Below are 20,621 nucleotides of genomic sequence, written 5' to 3' on the forward strand. Positions count from 1 at the left end.
ACGTCGGGTGCTCCTGGCGGTCGGTGCGGGCCGGGGGCAACTCTGGTGATGACGACCGTGGTTGGGGAGTGATGGGATGCGCGATCACGAACTCGGGGCCGATCAGCTCGCCGACGCCGGGCCCCGGACCGAACGGGCGCCGCACGACCACGCCGGGCTGCTGCTCCGGGCGGCCGCGGGCGGGCGCGCGGGCCTGCTGGGAGCGGGCGGTCTGCTCGGGCTGCAGCGTGCGGTGGGCAATGCCGCCGTCGGCGCGGCGCTGGAGGAGGAGCGTGCGCCGGTCTCTCCCGTGCACGACGTCGTCGCGTCCGGCGGCAACGCCCTTGACGGGGACGTGCGTTCGGATATGGAGGCCCGCCTCGGCCACGACTTCGGCGACGTCCGCGTGCACACCGACAGTGCCGCCCACGACTCCGCCAAGGCCGTCAACGCCCATGCCTACACCGTCGGTTCGCACATCGTGTTCCAGCGCGACGCCTACGACCCCGGCTCCCACCAGGGCCGGACGACGCTCGCCCACGAGCTCACCCACGTCGTGCAGCAACGCTCCGGTCCGGTCGACGGCACCCCGGCGGCGGGCGGCATCGCGGTGAGCGACCCGGGCGACCGCTTCGAGCGGGAGGCGGCGGCGACGGCCGAACGGGTGATGGCGGTGCCGGCGGTCCAGCGGGACGTGGAAGAGGAAGAGCCCTCGGTGCAGGGCCTGTTCGTGCAGCGGACGGAGGCGCCCGAGGAGGACGAAGCAGCCGCGTCCCAGGACAGTTGAGAGGCTGCCGCACGTGAAGGCCGTCCCGGAGCGCTCCGACGACCAGGCGGTGGCCCCTGCACGCGCGCCGGCCACCCAGCACGGGGACGGCCCGCCGCCCGCACGGGGGAGGCTCGACCCGCACGCGCTGCGGCGCCTCCAGGCGGGGGCGGGCAATGCAGCGGTGTCCCGGCTGGTCGCGCAGCGGGCGGCGCAGCCCGTCCAGCGCCTCGCCTCCGGCCTCCCGGAGGCACCCGCGAAGACCCAGCCGCAGGACGATCCCCGCTTCCGCGCCGCCGCCGGCGAGATCCGCGCCAAGGGCCGGGCCCTCGCCGGACATCCCCCGCCCGCTGCCGAGGCGCGTGCGGCACAGGACGCCGCCGTCGCCCCGGCCGACGACCGGGAGGCGCAGGCCAAGGCGGCGCAGGTCGGCCGGATGGACGCCGCGAAGCCCGGCGCGTTCGACAAGGCCGCCTTCGTGGCCGCCGTGGAGCGGGCGGTGGCCGCCCAGGCGCCGAAGAACCTCGACGAGGCCGAATCCTTCGCCTCCTCCGGCCGGGCCGACGGGATCAGGAGCCAGGTGCTCGGTCAGGTCACCGCCGGCCGGCAGGCCTCGGCCCGGGACGTCGCCGAGCGGGCGGCCGAGCCTCCGGACCCGTCCCGCGTGGTCGACCGGCCGGTCACCGCCCTGCCCGAGCGCCCCGCCGCCGTCGCCCCGTCGGCCCCCGACCCCGCTGCGATGGCCGTCGCCCCGGCCCCGCCCCCGCAGACCGACCTCTCCGCCACCCCGCAGCGCACCGACGCCACCATGGCCGAGTCCGGCCTCACGCCCGCCCAACTCGCCGCCTCCAACGAGCCGCAGTTCGAATCCGCCCTCGCCGCCAAGCAGGCCGCCGACCACCACGCCGCCACCGCCCCTGCCGCCCTCCGCGCTGCCGAGCAGCAGAAGGTGGCGGCCGAGCGTTCCGCCGCGTCGGCGCTGGGGGCGGCGGGGATGCAGGGAATGGCGGCGGCCCGGACCACGACCGGCGCGCACGTGACGGCCGGCCAGGCCGCCGCCAAGGCCCGCGACGAGGAGGCGCGGGCGAAGGTCTCCGCCGAGCTGAAGGCCGTCTACGACGGGACGAAGTCCGATGTCGACAAGCTGCTCGCCGACCTCGACGGTCAGGTGGGCGCCGCCTTCGACCAGGGCGAGGCCCAGGCCAAGGCGGCCTTCACCGCCGACCACCAGGCCCGGATGCAGCGGTACAAGGACGAGCGGTACGCCGGGGTCTCGGGCGCGGCGCGGTGGGTCGCCGACAAGTTCACCGGCCTTCCGGCGGAGGCGGGCCAGATCTTCCAACTCTCGCGCGCCCTCTACGAGTCCAGGATGCGTGCGGTCATCTCGGACGTCGCCGATCTGATTGGCCGTCAACTCACCGCCGCCAAGGCGAGGATCGCGCGCGGACGGGAGGCGACCGCCGGGATTGTCGCCCGGCAGCCGCGCGAACTCCAGCGCTTCGCCGCCGACGCGGCCCGGGAGTTCGGCGGGCGGTTCGCGGAGCTGGATTCGGCCGTCGACGACAAGTCCAAGGCCCTGGTGGACGACCTCGCCCAGCGCTACACCGCCGCGCGCAGCGCCGTCGACGACGAGATCAAGGCCCTCCAGGCCGAGAACAAGGGCCTGCTGGACGCCGCGATGGACGCCCTCGCCGAGACCGCCGCGACCGTCAAGCAGCTCGCCGACCTGCTCGCGGGCGTCGCCTCGCGAGCGGCCGGCGCGGTGCAGCGGATCATCGCGAAGCCGATCGAGTTCCTCGGCCACCTCGTCGACGCCGTCAAGTCCGGCGTCCTCGGCTTCGCCGCCCGGGCCGGCGAGCACCTGAAGCAGGGCCTGAAGGACTGGCTGCTGGGCCGGTTGGCGGCCGGTGGCATCGAACTCCCGGAGACTCTGGACGCCAAGGGCATCCTCAAGCTCGTCCTGTCGGTCCTCGGCCTGACCTGGGCCAACATCCGGGCCCGCGTGGTGCGGCAGATCCCGGAACCGGCGATGCGGGCGCTGGAGGGCTCCTTCGAGATGGTCCGGGTCCTGATGGCGGAGGGCGTCGGCGGCCTGTGGCGCTGGATCCTCGGGAAGCTCGGCGACCTCAAGGACACGGTGATCGGCGCGATCAAGGACTTCGTCCTGGAGAAGATCGTCACCGCCGGCGTCACGTGGATCGTCTCCCTGCTCAACCCGGCCTCCGCCTTCGTCCGGGCGTGCAAGGCGATCTACGACGTCATCATGTTCTTCGTCCACCAGGCCGCCCGGCTCAAGGACTTCGTCGACACCGTCCTGGACTCGATCGAGGGCATCGCGGCGGGCGCCGGAGGCGGCATCCCCGCGAAGATCGAAGCGGCCCTGGCGAAGGCGCTGCCCCTGGTCCTGGACTTCCTCGCGAGCCTGCTGGGCCTCGGCGGCATCTCGGAGAAGATCCGGGGCATCCTGGAGAAGGTCCAGGCCCCGGTGACGAAGGCCGTCGACTGGGTGATCGGCAAGATCGTCGCGGCGGGGAAGAGCCTCCTGGGCAGGGCGAGGAGCAAGGCTCAGGGGGAGGACACCCCCGAGGGGAAGCAGCGTCGGCTGGATCGCGGGGTGGATGCGGCCGCGCGGCTGCTCGGACGGGTCTCCGGAAGTCCAGTAGGCATCAAGGCGATTCCGGTGCTGTTCGCCGGGATCAAGTCGAGATACGGGATGACCGAACTCGTTCCAGCGGTTCGGAACGGCGCGTGGTCGGTGCGCGGGGCGGTGAACCCGACCAAGTCGGTCGACACCTCGTCGGCCGCGCGGATGGCCCTCGACGTGAGTGACATCGAATTCGGCCAGAGCACGCCGACCGTGGCACAGGTGTGGATGTGCGGAGAGTTCGTCGGGACGTTCAGATCCGGTGGCGGCCTGCACGCCGAACAGCGCGCCATCGCGGCGATCCGTGCGAAGGGCTGGACGGGAATTCGCGAATGGCCCGTCGGCAGGGTGATCAGGATGGACATCAGCCGGTCCCCGTGCGGTCCTGGAGTGCCGGATCTCGCCGACAACCGGAATCACGACTGTGCACACGCCCTTCAGACGGCCGCCCGGGAGCAGAACGCCCGCCTGACGCTGCGGCTGGCGAGCCTCTACGAAGGGCGTGACCATCAGGCAGGGCAATCCGTGGCGAACATCCAGATGCTGCTCGAAGAAGGCCATCGGGTGGAGCCGTGGAACATCCTGGAAGAAATCAACAAGGGTAGGCACGGCAAGCTCACGATGGAATCCCTGACCCCCGAAGTCCGGGTCAGGTTGGCGCGGAAGGCCGAGATCGTCAACGAGGCGATCGATGCCGTCGGCGGAAGTGCGCGTGCTTGAGGACCGATCCATGTGCTGATTGCCCGATCGGGCACGGGGGGAGACCCGATAGGCCGTACCGGCGGTCATGACCTTGGTCGCCCCGGGACACCAGGCTGGGCGTGGCCGGTTGGGTCCGAAGGGGGCTGAGGGATGCCGTCGTATTTGTCGCCGGGCGTCTACGTCGAAGAGGTCGAGGCGGGTTCGCGTCCGATCGAGGGGGTCGGGACGGCGGTCGCGGCGTTCGTGGGCCTGGCGCCGTGCGGGCCGCCGAACACGCCCACGCTGGTGACCAACTGGAGCCAGTACACCCGGGAGTTCGGGGAGTTCGCCGACGGCTGCTACCTCGCGCACGCGGTCTACGCGTACTTCCTCAACGGTGGCGGCGTCTGCTACGTCGTCCGGGTCGGCGGCGGGAACGCGGCTGCGCCGCCGTCCCCGGGGCCGGTCAAGCGCCGGGGAGGCAAGGCCACGCTCGGCGGGTTCCAGGTCGCCGCGTTGCCGGGTGCGGGCGAGGGGTTGTCGGTCGAGGTCGCGGACGCCGCCGGAGAGTCGCCGGGCGAGGACGCGTTCACGCTGCGGGTCAAGCGCGGCGAGCAGGTCGAGGAGAGCTTCGACGTGTCCGCGAAGCGGGGCCAGCGCACCTACGTGGTGGCGGTGGTCCGGGAGCGTTCGCGGCTGATCGCCGTGGAGGAGGCCGGCGCCCAGGCCGCGGCCCGTCCGGCGAACCAGGAAGTGGCCGTCCCGGCGCCCCCCGCGCAGCCGCAGCCCGTCGGGAGCGCCCCGACGCCCGCCGAGTACGTCGGCAGCGCCGACGACCGCACGGGCCTCGGCGGCCTGGAGGCGGTCGACGAGATCACGATGGTCGCCGTCCCCGACCTGATGAGCGCCTACGAGCAGGGCACGCTGGACGGCGACCAGGTCAAGGCGGTGCAGCACGCCCTGATCGCGCACTGCGAGCTGATGGGCAACCGCGTCGCGATCCTCGACCCCCTGCCCGACCTGACCCCGCAGCAGGTCAAGGAGTGGCGGACGGTCGGCGCCGGCTACGACTCCAAGCACGCTGCCCTGTACTACCCGTGGCTGAAGGTCGCGGACCCGTCCGACGGCCGGCTGCGGTTCGTGCCGCCGAGCGGCGCGATGGCGGGCGTGTGGGCGCGCAACGACGAGAGCCGGGGCGTGCACAAGGCACCCGCGAACGAGGTGGTGCGCGGCGCCGTCGACCTCGCCGTCAACCTGACCAAGGGCGAGCACGACCTGCTCAACCCGATCGGCGTCAACTGCATCCGGGCCTTCCCGGGCCGGGGCATCCGGGTCTGGGGTGCGCGCACCCTCTCCTCCGACCCGAGCTGGCGCTACCTGAACGTGCGCCGGCTCTTCAACTACCTGGAGGAGTCGATCCTGATCGGCACCCAGTGGGTGGTGTTCGAGCCGAACGACGACGCGCTGTGGGCGCGCATCCGGCGGACGATCTCCGCGTTCCTGGTGAACGAGTGGCGCAAGGGCGCACTGTTCGGCCTCACGCCCGAGGAGGCGTTCTACGTGAAGTGCGACCGGGAGACCAACCCGGCCGAGGGCATCGACGCCGGGCAGGTGATCTGCGAGATCGGCGTCGCGCCGGTGAAGCCCGCCGAATTCGTGGTCTTCCGGCTCTCCCAGTTCTCCGGCGGGACGAGCCTCGTCAACGAGTGAGTACCCGTCGGCGGGTGAGTACTCGTCGATCAGTGAGCAGGGAAAGGCGGTTGGCGCGCGATGGCACTTCCCGACCAGGACAGTTCGGTCGGCCACTCCTTCGGTCTGGAGTTCGACGGCGTGGTGATCAAACAGATCAGCGAGGTGACGGGCCTGAAGATGGAACAGGACGTCATCGAGCTGAAGGCGAACACCGCGGACGGCAAGTACGTGGTCAAGAAGCTCCCCGGCCGGCCGAAGGCGGGCGAGGTCACGCTGACCCGTGGCCTGACCGGCGACAGCAGCTTCGAGAAGTGGATCAAGGACTCCCGCTTCGGCAAGATGGCGCAGGTCAGGAAGGGCGGCGCGATCATCGTCTTCGACTACGAGGGCAACGCGATCAAGCGCTACAACCTCGTCAACGCCTGGCCGAAGAGCCTGGAGATCGGCTCGCTCAAGGCCGGCGACACCAGCGTGCTCACGGAGAAGATCGTCATCACGTACGAATCCATGGACGTGGCTTGAGGCGGCCCTGATGCGACGACAGATGGCCGCCCCGCCCGGGGCGGAACGGGTGGCCGAGCCGGTCGCGTCCGTCGGCGGGCAGCGGGAGCCGATGCGGACCGAGTTCGCGTTCGAGCTGCCGCGCGGGTACCTGGACGACTCCGGACAGGTGCACCGCTCCGGCGTCATGCGGCTCGCGACGGCCCGGGACGAACTGGTGCCGCTGCGGGACGACCGGGTGCGGGAGAACCCCGCGTACCTCTCCGTGGTGCTCCTCGGGCGGGTGGTCACCCGGATCGGGGGCGTCACGGACGTGCACGCGGGCGTGATCGAGGACCTGTTCGCCTCCGACCTGGCGTTCCTCCAGGACTTCTACCGCCGGATCAACGCCGAGGGACACACCCGCGCGCAGGTCACCTGCCCGTCCTGCTCCTGCGACTTCGCGGTCGACCTCGCCGGCGGCCGCCTGGGGGAATCATGACGTACGCGACCGAGCGGTTGTACGAGGAGGTCGCGTACGTCGCCTACCACTTCCACTGGCCGCTGGACTCGATCCTGGACCTGGAACACCCTGAACGGCTGCGCTTCGTCGCACAGATCGGCCGGCTCAACGCCCTGGCCGCGCAGGGACGGTGAGGCGGCGGTGTGGGGGTGGCTGAGGAGGGGGCGGTCCGTCGGCCCTGGGCCGGTGCCGCAGTCGGTTCCGCAATCGGCGGCGCAGGCGGCGGCACGGGGCCCGAGGGGCGACTGGCGCGAGGTGCCGGTGCAGCGGCTCACCTTCGGTGCGCCGGAACTCGTCACGGACCCGGCGGGCTTCCGGGACGGGTTGACGAGCCGGCAGGACCCGTCCTTCCTCGGGCCGCTCGGCCACCTCGTCCACCCGGCGGCGCCGGGCGGGACGGGGGACGGGCTGGTGCGGCCGGCGGGCGGTGTGGCGGGGGCGGCGGGGGCGGACCCGTCGGCGGTGTCGGCCGGGGTGGTCGTGGAGCCGGTGGTTGCGGGGCCGTCGGGCCTGGAGTCGCCGCTCGTGGAGCCGGTGGTTGTGGGGCGGTCGGTCGTGCCGTCATCGGGCGTTGAGCCGTCGATCGTGGAGCCGGTGGTCGTGCCGTCGGCGCCGGGTGCGGCCATGACGGTGGTCGCGCGGTCGGTCGAGCAACTGCCGGTGCGGAAACTGGCGACCGCCGGAGTGCCGGAGCGGCCCCTCGTCGGCGAATCGGCGCCTGAGGCGGCAGTGACGGCAGCGATGGCAGCAACGGAGGCGCCGGCGGTTCCGGCGGTGCCGGTGCAGCGAGTCGAGGAACCGCAGCGGAGGGAGGGCGGACCGTCGACGATGCCGCCTCCCGCCGTGCAGCGGTCGGCGCAGGCGGGACAGCGGGCGGCGGATGCGGTACCCCCGCCGAGCCGCCGCTTGGGCCTCGGCGCACCGCTCGCGTCTCGTCCCGCCGTGCAGCGGGCGGCGGAGGCGGGCGGCTCCGGAACCCTTCCGCCGGTTCGGGTGACTCCGAGTGGCAACCCGGGACTGCCGCACGTCTCACGGCGGTCGGGCGGGCTCGGTGCGCCGTTGCCGGGTCCGTCGCCGACCGTGCAGCGGGCGGCAGGAGAGGCGCAGCCGGTCGGGGCGCAATGGGAAGACGCCCCGCCGCCGATGGTTGCGGCGGCCGGACCTCCCGGGACCAAGGCGTCGGTACGGCCGGACGACGGGCCTGCGCCCGAGCCGGAGTCCCTGCCCATGGCACCGTTGGTGGGCGAGGTGCCGGTCGTAGCGGCGAACCCGCCGGTTCAGCCGGAGCATTGGTCGGGCGACGTCGCAGTGCCGTCGGCGAGCGGAGCAACGCCGCCGGCGGCAGGGATGGTTGGTGGTTCGGGGGCCCGGAATGAGTCGGGTGCGCCGGTCCAGCGTTCGGCCGGATCGGAGGACGCGGGGTTCGTGGCGCCGCTGGTCGGTGGCTCAACGCCGGCGGTGATCAGTGGAGTTGGTGAGCCGACGTCGGGTGCGGCGGCCGGTCCGGAAGGTGCGGGGTCCGTTGCGCCGCTACTCGGTGGCTCAACGCCGTTGGGAGTCAGCGGAGTTGGCGGTCCGACGTCGAGTGTGCCGGTGCAGCGCTCGGGCGGGCCGGAAGGCGCGGGGCTCGTGGCGCCGACGGTCGGCGACGCGGTGCCGACGAGTGGCGGGGGTGCGTCCGTAGCGCTGCCGAGGGCCGCCGATGTCGCCGCCGGTGGAGCGCACGGATCTCTGCAACTGACCGTGACGCCCGTGAGGTTGCAGCGGATTCCGCCCCCGGAGGGTGAGTCCGCCAGTGTCGCCGACCCGGCCGTGATCACCGCGAGCGCACCGAGCGTCGGGCTCGTCGGTGAACGTGGGCTGCAGCTTCGTTCGGCTCCCGCGCCGCAGGCGACTCCTCCCGGCGCTGTGACGGCCGAGCCGAGTGCCGTCCCGGTCGTCTGGGCACCGGCCGCCCGCGTCGAGCCGGCCGGCGCCGTTCGCCGAGCGGACCCGTCGACGCCCGTCCAGCGCCGTACGTCCCCACTGCTGCCGTTGCAGGGTCTCGGCGAGGACTACCAGGCCTCGCCGCCGGCCGTGCCGCCGCCACAGGTCAGGACTCCCGCCGACCCGGGAACGGTCGCCGTGGCCGCGGGCATCGCCCAGCGGATGCCCGACGGGTCCGTGGTCTTCGCGCCGCCGGCCCCGCAACCGGCCGAGCCGCCGTCACCCGAACCGCCGCCCCCGCCCGTCCAGCGCGCGGAAGCCCGCACCACGGCCGCACCCACGGCCGCACCCACGGCCGCACCCACAGCTCCACCCCCCGCCTCACCCGAAAGCACCGACGAGCTCGTCCGCCGTCTGATCGACCCCCTGGGTCGCCTGCTCCGGGCCGAGCTCCGGCAGGACCGCGAGCGCGCCGGCCTCCGCTTCGACACCCACCCCTACCACTGAGAGGAGCCCCGCGATGGCCGATGACGACCCGGCGGTGAGCGTGTGCTTCATCGTCGAGATCGACGACTTCAAGCTCGGGACGTTCAACTCCTGCGAGGGGCTGGGCTGCGAGGTGGTGATGGAGCAGCGCGAGGAGGGCGGCAACAACGGGTACGTGTGGCAACTCCCGTCCCGCATCAAGTACTCGAACATCAAGCTGACTCGTCCCGTCACCAAGGACACCGAGAAGGTGACCCGCTGGATCGCGGGCATGGTGTCCGGGGTGACGCGCAAGACCGGCCACATCAGTGCGATGACGGCGGACGGCCGGGTGGTCGCCCGGTGGAGCCTGCTGGACGTGGTGCCGGTGCGCTGGCAGGGGCCGTCGCTGAGCCCGGAGACGCCCAAGGTGGCGACCGAGACGCTGGAGATCGCGCACCACGGCTTCCTCGACCCGGACCGGGCCTGAGGCCACGTCCGACGGCCTGAAAGGAGAGCAGCATGCCGTCCTCACCCGTGGTCTTCTCCGCCGGCGCGACCGGCGGCGGTCCGGCCGGTGCCCGGCCGAAGCTGGAGCGGGCGTACCTGGAGCTGCGCCATCCGCCCGCCGACGGCGGCACGACGACGCCCGGACCCCGGATCGACAAGATCGACTTCCAGTTCAACCCCCGGGAGCTCGCTCTCGCCAAGTCCGCGAAGTGGGAGCGCAAGACGTCGAAGGGCGCCCGGAAGGCGGGGCCGGTCGAGTTCAAGGGGGCCGAGCCCAGCAAGCTGTCGCTGGAGATGTTCTTCGACACCACCGATCACCCCTCCGACCGGGTGGTCAAAGCGGTGGAGCAGCTGTTCGCGTGCTGCGTGCCGACGGCCCAGAGCCACGGCAAGCAGCAGGGCGTGCCGCCGTGGGTGATCTTCCACTGGGGCGGGCTGACCGGCTTCCTCGCGTACGTGAGCCAGGTGCAGGCCAAGTACACGCTGTTCACGGCCGGCGGTCTGCCGGTGCGCGCCGTGTGCCAGGTGACCTTGGAGGAGATCAGCGGCGAGCTCCCCGGCCAGAACCCGTCCTCGGGCGCACTCGCCGCCCGCCGTGTGCACCGCGTCGTGGCGGGGGACACCCTGGCCCTGCTGGCGTGGCGCGAGTACGGCGATCCGGCGGCCTGGCGGGCGATCGCCGAGGCGAACGGCATCGACGATCCGACGCGGCTGAACCCCGGCACCGAACTGCTGCTGCCCGGCGCGGAGGAGATCGCGGACGGGAACGGCCCGATGAACCGCGGGAGGCGCTGACCATGGCCGGTGAGGCCTTCGTGAACACGCTCGCCGTCGAGGTCGGCGGGCAGCCGCTCGCCGCTGCCGTCGCCGAGCTCCTCGTCTCCGCCCACGTGGACGGCAGCCGCCACCTGCCGGACCTCTTCGTGCTGCGCTTCCGCGACCCGCACCACCTGGTCCTGGCCAAGGCGGGCCTGACGATCGGCGTGCAGGTGAAGCTGTTCGCGCGGGTCGCCGACGACCCGCAGCGCGAGCTGCTGGTGTCCGGGGAGGTCACCGCGCTGGAGGTGGACGCGGACGCGACGGGCACGTTCACCGTCGTCCGCGGGCTGGACCACTCGCACCGGCTGCTGCGCGGGCGCCGGGTGGTCGGCTACCGGCAGATGACGGCCTCCGACGTCGCGACGGCCGTCGCGCGCCGGGCCGGGCTGCGGCTCGGCACGGTCGACGCGACGACGACCGTCCACCCGCACCTGGCCCAGGCCGGCCTCACCGACTGGGAGTTCCTGGGCCGCCTGGCCGTCCGGTCGGGCCGGGAGGTGGCCGTGGTGGACGGCCGGTTCCACTTCCGCCGTCCGACCCCGGCCGCCGGTGCGCCGGGCACGTCGACGTCCGTCCGGGCCAGCCCGTTCGTCCTGGAACTGGGCCGCAACCTGCTGCGCTGCCACGCGGTCGTCACGTCCGCCGACCAGGTGCGGGAGGTGGAGGCGCGCGGCTGGGACGTGCAGGCCAAGCGCGCGGTGGTCGCGCACGCGCCGGCCGGCGCCAGTGACCTGCTCGCGCTCGGACTGACGCCGGCCCGGGCCGCCGAGCCCTTCGGGGACGCGGCGTTCCTGGCCGTCGACGTCCCGTTCGGGGCGCAGGCCGAGGCGGACCGGGCGGCGCGCTCGCTGGCCGCCGACCTGGCGGCGTCGTTCGCGGAGCTGTCGGCGGTGGCGATGGGCATCCCGCGGCTGCGGGCGGGCAGTGCGGTGACGCTGACGAACGTCGGGACGCCGTTCGAGGGCAAGTACACCGTCACCGCGGTCCGGCACGTGTTCGATCCGGGGGTCGGCTACCAGACGTGGATCACCGTGAGCGGCCGCACCGACCGCTCGCTCCTCGGTCTGACGGCGGGCGGGGGCCGGCCCCGGGACCGGGTGGCGGGGCTGGTCAACGCGACGGTGACGGACACCAGGGACCCGGAGCACCAGGGCCGGGTGCGGCTGGCGTTCCCGTGGCTCTCGGACGACTACGTCAGCGACTGGGCCCGGACGGCGCAGTCCGGCGGCAAGGGCGGGGGCGGGGTGTTCGGCCCGGAGGTGGGGGACGAGGTGCTGGTCGGCTTCGAGCAGGGCCTGGTGGACCGGCCGTACGTGATCGGCGGGCTGTACAACGGCGAGGACCGGCCGTCCCGGCACGACGTGGAGGCGGTGGACGGGACGAGCGGCGCCGTCAACCGTCGCTCGCTGGTGTCGCGCAGCGGCAACCGGCTGGAGCTGCTGGACGCCGCCGCCGGTCCGAAGGGCGTCCGGCTGTCCACCGGGGACGGCAAGGTGACGCTGCACCTGGACGGGAAGGCGACGTCCGTGGTCGTGCACAGCGACGGCACGGTGGAGATCGAGGCCAAGGAGAAGGTGACCGTCAAGGCCGCGCAGGGCGTCAGCGTCGACGCCGGGCAGGGGAAGCTCGAACTCGCCGGGGACTCCGTACGGGTGACGGCCCGCTCGGGGGTCCAACTGGACGGCGGCGCGGGCGCGGTGAAGCTGCAGACGCAGGGGCAGGTCGACGTCAGGGGCGCGACCGTCGGCGTGTCCGGGACGGCGAGCACCGAGATCAAGGGCGGCGCGACCTGCTCGATCAGTGCCGCCCTCATCAAGATCAACTGACTTCCGATGACCGACCTCCAATGACTGACCTCCGATGACTGACCTCCGATGACTGACCTCCGATGACTGACCTCCGGTGAACGAGGACGAGCGAAGGAGCACCACCGATGCCACCTGCCGCCAGGGTCGGGGACCCGACCGGGCACCCCGGCGTGCTCGCCCCGCCCGGGATCCCCACCGTTCTCATCGGCGGGCAGCCCGCGGCCGTCGTCGGCACGCCGCACGTGTGCTCCTTCCCGCCGCCCGCCGTCCACCCGCCGAGCGCCGTCGCCCCGCCGTGCTGCCCCACCGTCCTGATCGGCGGCCTGCCCGCGGCCCGCGCGGGCGACCTCGCGGCCTGCGGCGCGCCGATCGTCGGTGGCTGCCCGACCGTGCTGATCGGCGGGTGAGGGTGATGGGACGTCGGTTCATCGGTGCGGGATGGGCCTTCCCGGTCCGCACCGACCCGACCGGGTCGATCGCGCTGGTCGCCCAGGAGCGCGAGGTCGAGGAGAGCATCCGTCTGATCCTCTCCACCGCGCCGGGCGAGCGGCCGATGCGCCCGCTGTTCGGCTGCGCCATCCACGACCACGTCTTCGCGCCCGCCGACAGCGCCACCGCAGGTCTGATCGCCTACGAGGTGCGGCTGTCGCTGGAGCGGTGGGAGCCGCGGATCGACCTCGTGGACGTGGTCGTCGGCTTCGACGCGGTCGACTCCGGCACGCTCTGGATCGACGTCCGCTACGCGCTGCGCGGCACCAACGACCCGCGCAACCTCGTCTTCCCGTTCTACGTCATCCCCGCGCACGGCCCTGATGGCCCCGACGGCGCCGACGGCGCCGACGGCGCCGACGTTCCCGACCGCCCCGACCACCCGGGGAGCCCCTGATGCCCCTGCCGCAGCCCAACCTGGACGACCGCCGCTTCCAGGACCTCGTCGACGAGGCCAAGCGGCTCGTCCAGCAGCGCTGCCCGGAGTGGAGCGACCACAACGTCTCCGACCCGGGCGTGACGCTGATCGAGACCTTTGCCCACATGGTCGACCAGCTGATCTACCGGCTCAACCGGGTGCCCGACAAGAACCACCTGGCCTTCCTCGACCTGATCGGGGTCCGCCTGCTCCCGCCGGCCGCCGCCCGGACGGAGGTCACCTTCTGGCTCTCCGCGCCGCAGGAGCGGACCGTCCCGGTGCGGGCCGGAGCGGAGGTGGCCACCGTGCGGACCGCGACCGAGGCGGCCGTGGTCTTTTCCACCGCCCGCGAACTCGCCATCCTCCCCTGCACGTTGACGCACCTCGCGACCGCCTCCCAGGGCGCCCCGGTGGACCGCGACGCCGACCTCGCCGACGGCCGCGGCGTCGCGTGCTTCGCCGCCGTCCCGGTGCCCGGCGACGTCCTGCTCTTCGGCCTCTCGCAGGCCGTGCCGCACTGCCTCGTGGCGCTGCGCCTGGAGTTCCCGGTCAGCGGGCACGGCATCAACCCCGACCACCCGCCGCTCGCCTGGGAGGCCTGGACCGGCGACGGCTGGGCGGGCTGCGCCGTCCAGCGGGACACCACCGGCGGCTTCAACCGGCCCGGCGACGTCATCCTCCGGCTGCCGCCCGACCACGCCGCCTCGGTGGAGGCCCGCCACCGGGCCGGCTGGCTGCGCTGCCGGATCACCGCGCCGGTCCCCGGCCGTCCGTCCTACTCCGCGACGCCGGTGCTGATCTCCGCCGAGGCGTTCACGGTCGGCGGCACCACGACCGCCGTCCACGCGGAGCGCGTCGAGGGCGAGGCCCTCGGCCGCTCCGACGGGCTGCCGGGCCAGACCTTCATCCTCGCCCGCCCGCCCGTGGTCGCCGGCGGCGAGCCGGTCACCGTCGAGACCACCGGCACCGACGGGACGCAGGAGTGGCAGGAGGTGGAGGACTTCGCCCGCTCGACCTCCGAGGACCGCCACTTCCGGCTCGACCGCAGCACCGGCGAGATCGCCTTCGGCCCGGCCGTGCGCGAACCCGACGGCACGCTCCGCCGGTACGGCGCGGTGCCGCCCGAGGGCACGGCGGTCCGGGTCCGCGCGTACGCCACCGGCGGCGGGCGCCGCGGCAACGTCGCCCGCGGCGCGCTGGCCGTGCTGCGCACCTCCGTCCCGTACGTGGCCCGGGTGGAGAACGCGCGGGCGGCGGAGGGCGGCGTCGACGGCGAGGACGTCGCGGGTGCCCGGCTGCGCGGCCCGATCGTGCTGCGCACGCGCCGCCGGGCCGTCACCGCCGAGGACTACGAGGAGCTGGCGCGCGAGGCCGCGCCCGCCGTCGGCCGGGTGCGCTGCGTCGCCACCGAGACCGGGCCGGACGCCGGCGGGGTGCGGGTGCTGCTCGTGCCGAACGCCGAGGACGACGGCGAGGGCCGCCTGGCCTTCGCCCAACTCGCCTGCTCGCAGGAGTTGTTGGAGCAGGTCACCGGCTACCTGGACGAACGCAGGCTGCTCGGCGCGCGGCTGCTGGTGGAGCCGCCGCACTACCAGGGCGTCACGGTCGTCGCCGCGCTGAGGGCCAGGCCGCGCAGCACGCCGGGCGCCGTGCAGCGGGCCGCGCTGGCCGCGCTCCACCGCCACCTCCACCCGCTCACCGGCGGGCCGGACGGCACCGGCTGGCCGTTCGGCCGCCCGCTGCACGCCGGCGAGGTCTTCGCCGTGCTGCAGCGGGTGCCAGGCGTCGAACTGGTCGAGAGCGTCCGGTTGTTCCCGGCCGACCCGGAACACGGCCACCGCGGCGAGGCCACCGACCGGATCCACCTCGCCCCGCACGCCCTGGTGTTCTCGTACGAGCACCAGGTCCGCGTCGCGGCGGAATGAGGACGGATGCCGACCCGGTCGCACGGACGCGGTCCCGTCCCGGACCTGCCCAGCCGCCACCCGCTCGGGGCGCAGCTTCCCGGCGTCTACGCCGACGACGGGGACGGCGCGGGGGAGAACCTGTTCCTCCAGCGCTTCACGGGCGCGCTGGACGAGGTGCTCGCGCCGGTGCTGTGCACGCTGGACAACCTGGCCGCGTACTTCGACCCCCGGCTCGCGCCGCCGGACTTCCTCGCCTACCTGGCGCAATGGGTCGGCGCGCCGACCGGGCCGGACCTCCCGCCGGAGCGGCGGCGCGCCGCCGTCGTCCACGCGGCGGCGCTGCACGCGGTGCGCGGGACGCGGGCGGGGCTGGCCGCACAGCTGCGGCTGGTGTTCGGGGTGGAGCCGGAGATCGACGAGAGCGGCGGGGCCCGGTGGTCGGCCCGGCCGGACGCGGCGCTGCCGGGGGAGGCCGCGCCCCGGCTGGTGGTGCGGCTGCGGGTGCCGGACCCGGCGGTCGTGGACCTGCGGGCGGTGCGGGAGCTGGTGGCCGCCAACCGGCCGGCGCACGTGCCGTTCACGGTCGAGGTGGTGGCGGCGCGGCCCGGGAGGGCCGAGGAGGAGGACGGGCACCATGACGACGTGTGAGCACTGCGGTCAGCCCTGCGCGCGGGGCGAGGACTTCTGCGGCGCGTGCGGGGCGTACCTGTCGTGGGAGGAGGAGCCACGGGAGACGGCCTCTGCGCCTGCTCCTTCGCCTCCCGCGTCCGGGCCCGCGCCGGCCGTCCTGCCCCGCCCGTCCGGGCCTGCCCCTGTCGTCCCGCCCCGCCCGTCCGGGCCTCCGTCCGCACCGCCGGGGCCTCCGTCCGCACCGCCGGGGGTTCCGGCCGCTCGACCGGAACCCGCCGCCGGGGCCGAGGCGCCGGTACCGGCATCGACACCGGCGAAACCTCGCCCGAAGCCCCGCCCGAAAGCCCACCCGAGACCCGAGCCGAAAGCCCGGCCGCACGCCGTCCAGCCGAAGGCCGTCCAGCCGGGCGAGGAGTCCGCGCCCCCGCCGCCGCGCCCGCCCCGGCCGGCGGCCGACCGGGAGCCGATCGCCCCCGGCGACCTGATCTGCGGCCAGTGCGGCACCGGCAACGTGCCCACCCGGCGCTACTGCCGCCGCTGCGGCGACCCGCTCGAAGACGCCCGGGTCGCGCCGAAGCCGCCGTGGTGGCGGCGGCCGTTCGTCCGCCGGCCGAGGCCGGGCCCGGTCGCGGGGGACCGTCCGCGCGTGCGCCGGCTGCGCCGCCCGCGGTTCGTCGTGCCGCTGGTGCTGGTGGCGCTGCTCGCCGCCGGGGGCTACGCGTACCGGGGCGAGCTGGCCGCCGGCGTCGAGGTGGTCCGCGACCGGCTCGCCACGCCGCAGCAGGTCCACCCCACCGCGGTCCGGGCCTCCAGCGAGGACCCGGCCCACCCGGCGGCGCTCGCCGTCGACGGGACCACCGACCGCTACTGGGCGCCCGCCCGCCCCGGGGACGGCCGCGGCGAGTACCTGGAGATGGACTTCGCGTCGCCGTTCCGGCTGCTCGACCTCGTGGTCTACCCCGGCACCTCGACCACCGCCGAGCAGTTCCTCACCCAGGCCCGCCCGCGCGAACTCACCGTCACCCTGACCGGCTCGGACGGCAGGGCGACGACCCGGACGGTCCATCCGGCCGACGCGCCGGGCGAGCAGCGCTTCCACCTCGCCGTCGGCGACGTGGTGCGGATCCGCCTGACGGTCGACGCCGCCTACGGCACGGGACCGGACCGCAGGGTGGCCGTCGCCGAGTTGGAGTTCTTCGAACGCCCATGAGGGTTACGGAAATTGACTGTGCATCAGATCACTTCCACCGGGGCGGCCGGGAGCCCGAGCGAGAGCAGCATCCGCGCGTGCCCCTTCCGGCTGCGCTCGGCCGCCGCCGTCTCCCCGCTCCGCTCGTGGGCGACGATCAGCGTCTGCCAGGCGTCGTCCCGGAACGGGTCGATCTGCACGCTGCGCGCCGCCGCCCGGGCGCCCGCGACCGGCCGCCCGCGGGCGAGTTCGAGCTTGGCGAGGACCAGCGCGGCCTCGGCGGCGGCGTGCCGGTAGTGCTCCCTGCGCTCCACGACCCACTCCGCCGGACCGTCCTCGGGCAGCAGCTCCCCGGCGTACGCGTCCAGCGCGGCGCGGAGGGCCCGGGCCGCCGCCTCCGGCCGGGCGGCCGCCTCGGCGTCCCGGCCCTCCGCGAGCGAGGTCTCGAACCGCCGCAGGTCGTAGCTGCCCTCCGGGGGGATGCGCAGCAGGTAGGCCTCGCCGGAGCGGACCAGCAGCCGCGATCCGCCGCGGGTGACGCCGGGCTCCAGGAAGGTCCGCAGTGCGGAGACGGCGACGTGCAGGCAGCGCGCGGCGGTGGCGGGCGGGCGCTCGGGCCACAGTGCCTCGACCAGCAGCTCCCGGTGGACGGGCTGGCCGGCGTGGATCGCCAGCAGTCGCAGCAGCGCCCGGGCCCGGGGGCGGATCGCCGTCCAGGTCAAGTCCCTTTCCCCCAGTGTGAGTTCGAAACCGCCGAAGCAGCGCAGCGACAGCGTGGCCGATTCGACGGCGGGCGCGGGTGCGGCTGTCGACGCGACGCCGCGGGACGGCGGGCGCTCCCGCCCGCCGCCGGTGGTCCCGGTCGGCCGGCGACGCAGCAGGTGGCCGCGGAGCAGCGGGCCCCAGTGGAAGGTGCCGTCGGCCGGGTCGCGCCTGAGCAGGCCGCGCTCGTCGGCCAGGACGCCCAGCAGCCAGGCGCTCTCCGTGCCGCCGACGAGCGCGTCGCAGCGCGCCGCGTCGAGCCGCGACAGCGGGCTGACCTGCTCCAGGAAGCGCACGAGCCGCTCCGGGAGCGGCCGGATCACCTCGCGCTCCAGGTAGGCGTGAGTGAGGGAGCCGACGACGGCCGCGACGGCCTCCGGCGGGTGCAGGAGCGCGGGGCCGGCCAGCCGCAGCGCGGCGGGCCAGCCCTGGGTGAGCCCGTCCACCTGCGCCGTCTGCCGGGCGGAGGGTCGGCCGCCGTGCGCGTCGTGCAGCAGCCGGCGGACCTCGTCGGAGCGCAGCCGCAGGTCGGCGGGGCCGAGGACGGTGCTCGTGGCGAGCTCCCAGCGGGTCAGGTTGAACTGGGGCAGCCGCTGGCCGGCCAGCAGGAGACGGAGGTTGGGCGGGGCGAGCAGCGCGATCTCCTCCAGCGCGGCCTCGGCCTCGGTCCCGTGGATCAGGTGCAGGTCGTCGACGGCGAGCAGCACCGGGCCCGGCCGCCGCTCCACGCGGCGCAGCACGCTCTCGACGGTGAGCGGTCCGGCGCCGCCGCCGAGCGCGTGGCGGACGGCGGAGAGGAGGGCCCCGGCCTCGCTCGTGCCGCGCCAGGGGCGCCAGCGCACGATCGTGCCCGCGAACCGTTCGAGGTGCTGCGCGAGCAGTGTCGTCTTTCCGTAGCCGGCGGGTGCGACCAGGAGCGTCAGGGCACCGGGCGAGGCGCGGGCCAGCCGGTCGAGGAGGTGGTCGCGGATCACCCAGGAGGTCCGTGCCGGATCACCTGGGGCGGAGTGGATGTGGTGGGCGCGATCGTGCATCGAGGGTCAGCTCCCCCCGCACTGGTAGAGCTCCATGATGATCACTCAGTGTGATCGTTGGTAGACTACTGGAACGGGGCCGCCCTGTCGCCGGATATGCCGGGCCGCGAATATGCCGATCGCGGGCCGGGGCCGGGGCCGGGGCCTGTGGCGATCCGGCGCGCTACGGGTGTGCGCCGGCCGGGGGCTGGGCCGCCGGGCGGTCGACGACCAGTTCCATGTGCATGGAGTCGGTGGACTCCCCGCCCCAGGCCAGGCCGCCGTCGAAGCCGTGCCGCGCAAGCTGCACCAGGAACTCGGCGTCGAAGTGCTCCGAACCGGCCGTCCGCTCCCGGGGGTTGTAGAAACCGCGTTCGACCAGCTGCGCCATCGAGGGGGAGGCGACGGCGGCGGCCGTGGTCGGCCGGGTGCCCTTCTTGCCCGCCTTCTTCTGCCCGAACAGGTAGGCGGGAGTCGCGAGTTTGGCGCGCAGGGAGGTGAGCGTCGCGGCCTGCTCGCGGGCGCCGAGCAGCGGGGCGAGCGCGGTGCGGCGGTCCTCGGCCGCGTTGACGACGGCGGTCAGCCGGTCCGCGTAGCCGCCGGAGGCCGTCAGGTCGAGCTTCTGCTCCCACTGTGCGAGCCGGCGGCCGGCCGGGCTCGTCTCGGCCGGCTCGGCGGAGTGCCGGACCGCCCGCTGGTCGCGGACGGCGGCGGCCTTCACCGCGTCGAGGTTGGCGAGTTGGGTGGTGAGCCGCTGGCGGCTCGGCAGGTCGGCCGCGTCGAGACCGGCCGCGGCGGCGGCCCGGGCGATCCGTTGCTCCTCGGCGGTGATCGCCGCCGTCCAGGGTGCGATGAGGGCGGGCACCTGGGCGAGGAGGGCGGCGCGGTCGGCGTCGGTGGCGGCCTCGAAGTAGCGGGTGCGCAGGTCGAGGAAGGCGTCGCGGTTGTCGCCGAGGGAGGCCTGGAAGGCCGCCGAGGTCTGCGCGAGGCGCCCGGACTCGGCGCGCAGCCGGTCGAAGTGCGCCTGGGCGGCGGGGGAGGGCGCGGCGTCGGGGTCCCCGGCGGTCGCGTCGCCGGTCGCGCGGATCAACGCCCTGCGCTGCCCGTACTCGCCCAGGTCGGCGTGGCTCTCCGCGCCGGTGACGGACCGGACCAGCTCCGCGGTCTCGGCCTTGCCGATCTGCGGCATGTTCGTGGCGTCGTAGTCGATGGCGTACCCGAGGGTGTGCATGGACGCCGGGGTGAACTTGGTGTTCGCGTCGAAGGACTTGCGGAAGGCGAAGGCGGTGCTGGACGACGGCATCGGGCCCTCCAGCGCCGTCGCCACCCCCTCCAGCCGGGCCTTGGCGTCGCGGTGCAGCCAGGGCCGGCCGGGCACCGCGGACTGCTCGATCGCGGAGTAGTGGGCGACGAGCGCGGCCACCGTGCCGAACCAGCCGAGGCCGGCCCGCAGGAAGTGCCCCTTCTGCGTGTCGGTGGTGAGCGGGACCCCGCCGCCCCCGCTCAGGACGTGCGCGGGGAGCGCGTTGACGGCCGCGAGCGCCTCCGGATCGCTCACGGGAGCCGTGTCCGCGCCGTCGACGCGCTGGACGACGCCGTCGACGCGCTGGACGACGGCCGTGGGCGCGGATCGCACCGACCGGACGAGCGCGGTGGTGGCCGCGTTCCCCGCCGCCCGTTGCAGGGACAGCAGGGCGGCGGCGGGAGTGTGTGCCACCGGGCTCGTGCCGGGCGCCATCCCCGGGCCTGCCCCCGACGCTCCGCCCCGCCGTGCCCCCGCCCGTACGCTCACCCGTCCACGGTAAGCGCCGCCCCACTCGGGACCGCTGCCCGAACGGGCAGACCTTCGTGCCTGGTCGGCGGCTTCCCCGGTCCGCGCCGGGATTTCTTGACGCGTTCCCTACGTCGAATTCGGCAAAG

At 74.5% G+C, this 20,621-nt stretch carries 17 protein-coding genes; 15 read left to right on the forward strand and 2 right to left on the reverse strand.

What is annotated here, in order from left to right; all coding sequences use genetic code 11:
• The first annotated feature begins 76 nt into the window (after positions 1 to 76).
• From ACFVU9_RS15625 to ACFVU9_RS15695, 15 genes are all read left to right on the forward strand, one after another.
• Positions 77 to 766 carry a DUF4157 domain-containing protein gene (locus tag ACFVU9_RS15625; RefSeq protein ID WP_387593675.1) on the forward strand — a complete coding sequence of 230 codons (690 nt, stop codon included), beginning with the start codon at positions 77 to 79 and terminating at the stop codon, positions 764 to 766.
• A 13-nt stretch (positions 767 to 779) separates the two neighbouring features.
• A complete protein-coding gene (locus tag ACFVU9_RS15630; protein ID WP_387593677.1) occupies positions 780 to 4,109 on the forward strand; it encodes a hypothetical protein in 3,330 nt (1,109 codons plus the stop codon).
• A 132-nt stretch (positions 4,110 to 4,241) separates the two neighbouring features.
• Complete coding sequence (locus tag ACFVU9_RS15635) at positions 4,242 to 5,780, forward strand: phage tail sheath family protein (protein ID WP_387593679.1); 1,539 nt, start codon at positions 4,242 to 4,244, stop codon at positions 5,778 to 5,780.
• A 60-nt stretch (positions 5,781 to 5,840) separates the two neighbouring features.
• Positions 5,841 to 6,284 carry a phage tail protein gene (locus ACFVU9_RS15640; RefSeq protein ID WP_380442630.1) on the forward strand — a complete coding sequence of 148 codons (444 nt, stop codon included), beginning with the start codon at positions 5,841 to 5,843 and terminating at the stop codon, positions 6,282 to 6,284.
• Positions 6,285 to 6,294: 10 nt separating this feature from the next.
• Positions 6,295 to 6,744: a hypothetical protein gene (locus ACFVU9_RS15645; RefSeq protein ID WP_380507366.1), complete on the forward strand. Its 450-nt coding sequence runs from the start codon at positions 6,295 to 6,297 to the stop codon at positions 6,742 to 6,744.
• A complete protein-coding gene (locus ACFVU9_RS15650) occupies positions 6,741 to 6,899 on the forward strand; it encodes a DUF6760 family protein (RefSeq protein ID WP_380442626.1) in 159 nt (52 codons plus the stop codon). The genes ACFVU9_RS15645 and ACFVU9_RS15650 overlap by 4 nt, the downstream gene beginning before the upstream one ends.
• A gap of 127 nt (positions 6,900 to 7,026) precedes the next feature.
• The gene (locus ACFVU9_RS15655; protein ID WP_387593681.1) at positions 7,027 to 9,198 is read left to right on the forward strand and encodes a hypothetical protein; all 2,172 of its coding nucleotides are present in this window, start codon (positions 7,027 to 7,029) and stop codon (positions 9,196 to 9,198) included.
• A gap of 13 nt (positions 9,199 to 9,211) precedes the next feature.
• Entirely contained in the window at positions 9,212 to 9,646 is a 435-nt protein-coding gene (locus tag ACFVU9_RS15660; protein WP_380442621.1) for a phage tail protein, read from the forward strand.
• A 32-nt stretch (positions 9,647 to 9,678) separates the two neighbouring features.
• Entirely contained in the window at positions 9,679 to 10,461 is a 783-nt protein-coding gene (locus ACFVU9_RS15665) for a LysM peptidoglycan-binding domain-containing protein (protein ID WP_387593683.1), read from the forward strand.
• Between the two features lie 2 nt (positions 10,462 to 10,463).
• The gene (locus ACFVU9_RS15670) at positions 10,464 to 12,311 is read left to right on the forward strand and encodes a VgrG-related protein (protein WP_387593685.1); all 1,848 of its coding nucleotides are present in this window, start codon (positions 10,464 to 10,466) and stop codon (positions 12,309 to 12,311) included.
• A 107-nt stretch (positions 12,312 to 12,418) separates the two neighbouring features.
• Positions 12,419 to 12,700: a PAAR domain-containing protein gene (locus tag ACFVU9_RS15675; RefSeq protein WP_380442607.1), complete on the forward strand. Its 282-nt coding sequence runs from the start codon at positions 12,419 to 12,421 to the stop codon at positions 12,698 to 12,700.
• A gap of 5 nt (positions 12,701 to 12,705) precedes the next feature.
• Positions 12,706 to 13,179, forward strand: a complete 474-nt coding sequence (locus ACFVU9_RS15680) for a GPW/gp25 family protein (protein ID WP_387593687.1) — start codon at positions 12,706 to 12,708, stop codon at positions 13,177 to 13,179.
• The gene (locus ACFVU9_RS15685) at positions 13,179 to 15,125 is read left to right on the forward strand and encodes a putative baseplate assembly protein (RefSeq protein ID WP_387593689.1); all 1,947 of its coding nucleotides are present in this window, start codon (positions 13,179 to 13,181) and stop codon (positions 15,123 to 15,125) included. The genes ACFVU9_RS15680 and ACFVU9_RS15685 overlap by 1 nt, the downstream gene beginning before the upstream one ends.
• A 6-nt stretch (positions 15,126 to 15,131) precedes the next feature.
• A complete protein-coding gene (locus tag ACFVU9_RS15690; RefSeq protein WP_380442598.1) occupies positions 15,132 to 15,755 on the forward strand; it encodes a phage tail protein in 624 nt (207 codons plus the stop codon).
• A gap of 493 nt (positions 15,756 to 16,248) precedes the next feature.
• Positions 16,249 to 16,947: a discoidin domain-containing protein gene (locus tag ACFVU9_RS15695; RefSeq protein WP_387593691.1), complete on the forward strand. Its 699-nt coding sequence runs from the start codon at positions 16,249 to 16,251 to the stop codon at positions 16,945 to 16,947.
• Positions 16,948 to 16,970: 23 nt separating this feature from the next.
• Here the strand turns inward: ACFVU9_RS15695 and ACFVU9_RS15700 are convergent, their stop codons facing one another.
• Entirely contained in the window at positions 16,971 to 18,722 is a 1,752-nt protein-coding gene (locus ACFVU9_RS15700) for a BTAD domain-containing putative transcriptional regulator (protein WP_387593693.1), read from the reverse strand.
• Positions 18,723 to 18,885: 163 nt separating this feature from the next.
• Complete coding sequence (locus ACFVU9_RS15705) at positions 18,886 to 20,418, reverse strand: hypothetical protein (RefSeq protein ID WP_387593695.1); 1,533 nt, start codon at positions 20,416 to 20,418, stop codon at positions 18,886 to 18,888.
• Between the last annotated feature and the right edge of the window lie 203 nt (positions 20,419 to 20,621).

Origin of the sequence: Kitasatospora sp. NPDC057936, assembly GCF_042887525.1 — a bacterium.
GTDB lineage: Bacteria > Actinomycetota > Actinomycetes > Streptomycetales > Streptomycetaceae > Kitasatospora.

Bases quoted from the DNA above. Each gene is read 5' to 3' on its own strand.
- ACFVU9_RS15625 (WP_387593675.1), top strand. From the start codon at position 77: ATGCGCGATCACGAACTCGGGGCCGATCAGCTCGCCGACGCCGGGCCC.
- ACFVU9_RS15635 (WP_387593679.1), top strand. From the start codon at position 4,242: ATGCCGTCGTATTTGTCGCCGGGCGTCTACGTCGAAGAGGTCGAGGCG.
- ACFVU9_RS15640 (WP_380442630.1), top strand. From the start codon at position 5,841: ATGGCACTTCCCGACCAGGACAGTTCGGTCGGCCACTCCTTCGGTCTG.
- ACFVU9_RS15645 (WP_380507366.1), top strand. From the start codon at position 6,295: ATGCGACGACAGATGGCCGCCCCGCCCGGGGCGGAACGGGTGGCCGAG.
- ACFVU9_RS15650 (WP_380442626.1), top strand. From the start codon at position 6,741: ATGACGTACGCGACCGAGCGGTTGTACGAGGAGGTCGCGTACGTCGCC.
- ACFVU9_RS15660 (WP_380442621.1), top strand. From the start codon at position 9,212: ATGGCCGATGACGACCCGGCGGTGAGCGTGTGCTTCATCGTCGAGATC.
- ACFVU9_RS15665 (WP_387593683.1), top strand. From the start codon at position 9,679: ATGCCGTCCTCACCCGTGGTCTTCTCCGCCGGCGCGACCGGCGGCGGT.
- ACFVU9_RS15670 (WP_387593685.1), top strand. From the start codon at position 10,464: ATGGCCGGTGAGGCCTTCGTGAACACGCTCGCCGTCGAGGTCGGCGGG.
- ACFVU9_RS15675 (WP_380442607.1), top strand. From the start codon at position 12,419: ATGCCACCTGCCGCCAGGGTCGGGGACCCGACCGGGCACCCCGGCGTG.
- ACFVU9_RS15680 (WP_387593687.1), top strand. From the start codon at position 12,706: ATGGGACGTCGGTTCATCGGTGCGGGATGGGCCTTCCCGGTCCGCACC.
- ACFVU9_RS15685 (WP_387593689.1), top strand. From the start codon at position 13,179: ATGCCCCTGCCGCAGCCCAACCTGGACGACCGCCGCTTCCAGGACCTC.
- ACFVU9_RS15690 (WP_380442598.1), top strand. From the start codon at position 15,132: ATGCCGACCCGGTCGCACGGACGCGGTCCCGTCCCGGACCTGCCCAGC.
- ACFVU9_RS15700 (WP_387593693.1), bottom strand. From the start codon at position 18,722: ATGCACGATCGCGCCCACCACATCCACTCCGCCCCAGGTGATCCGGCA.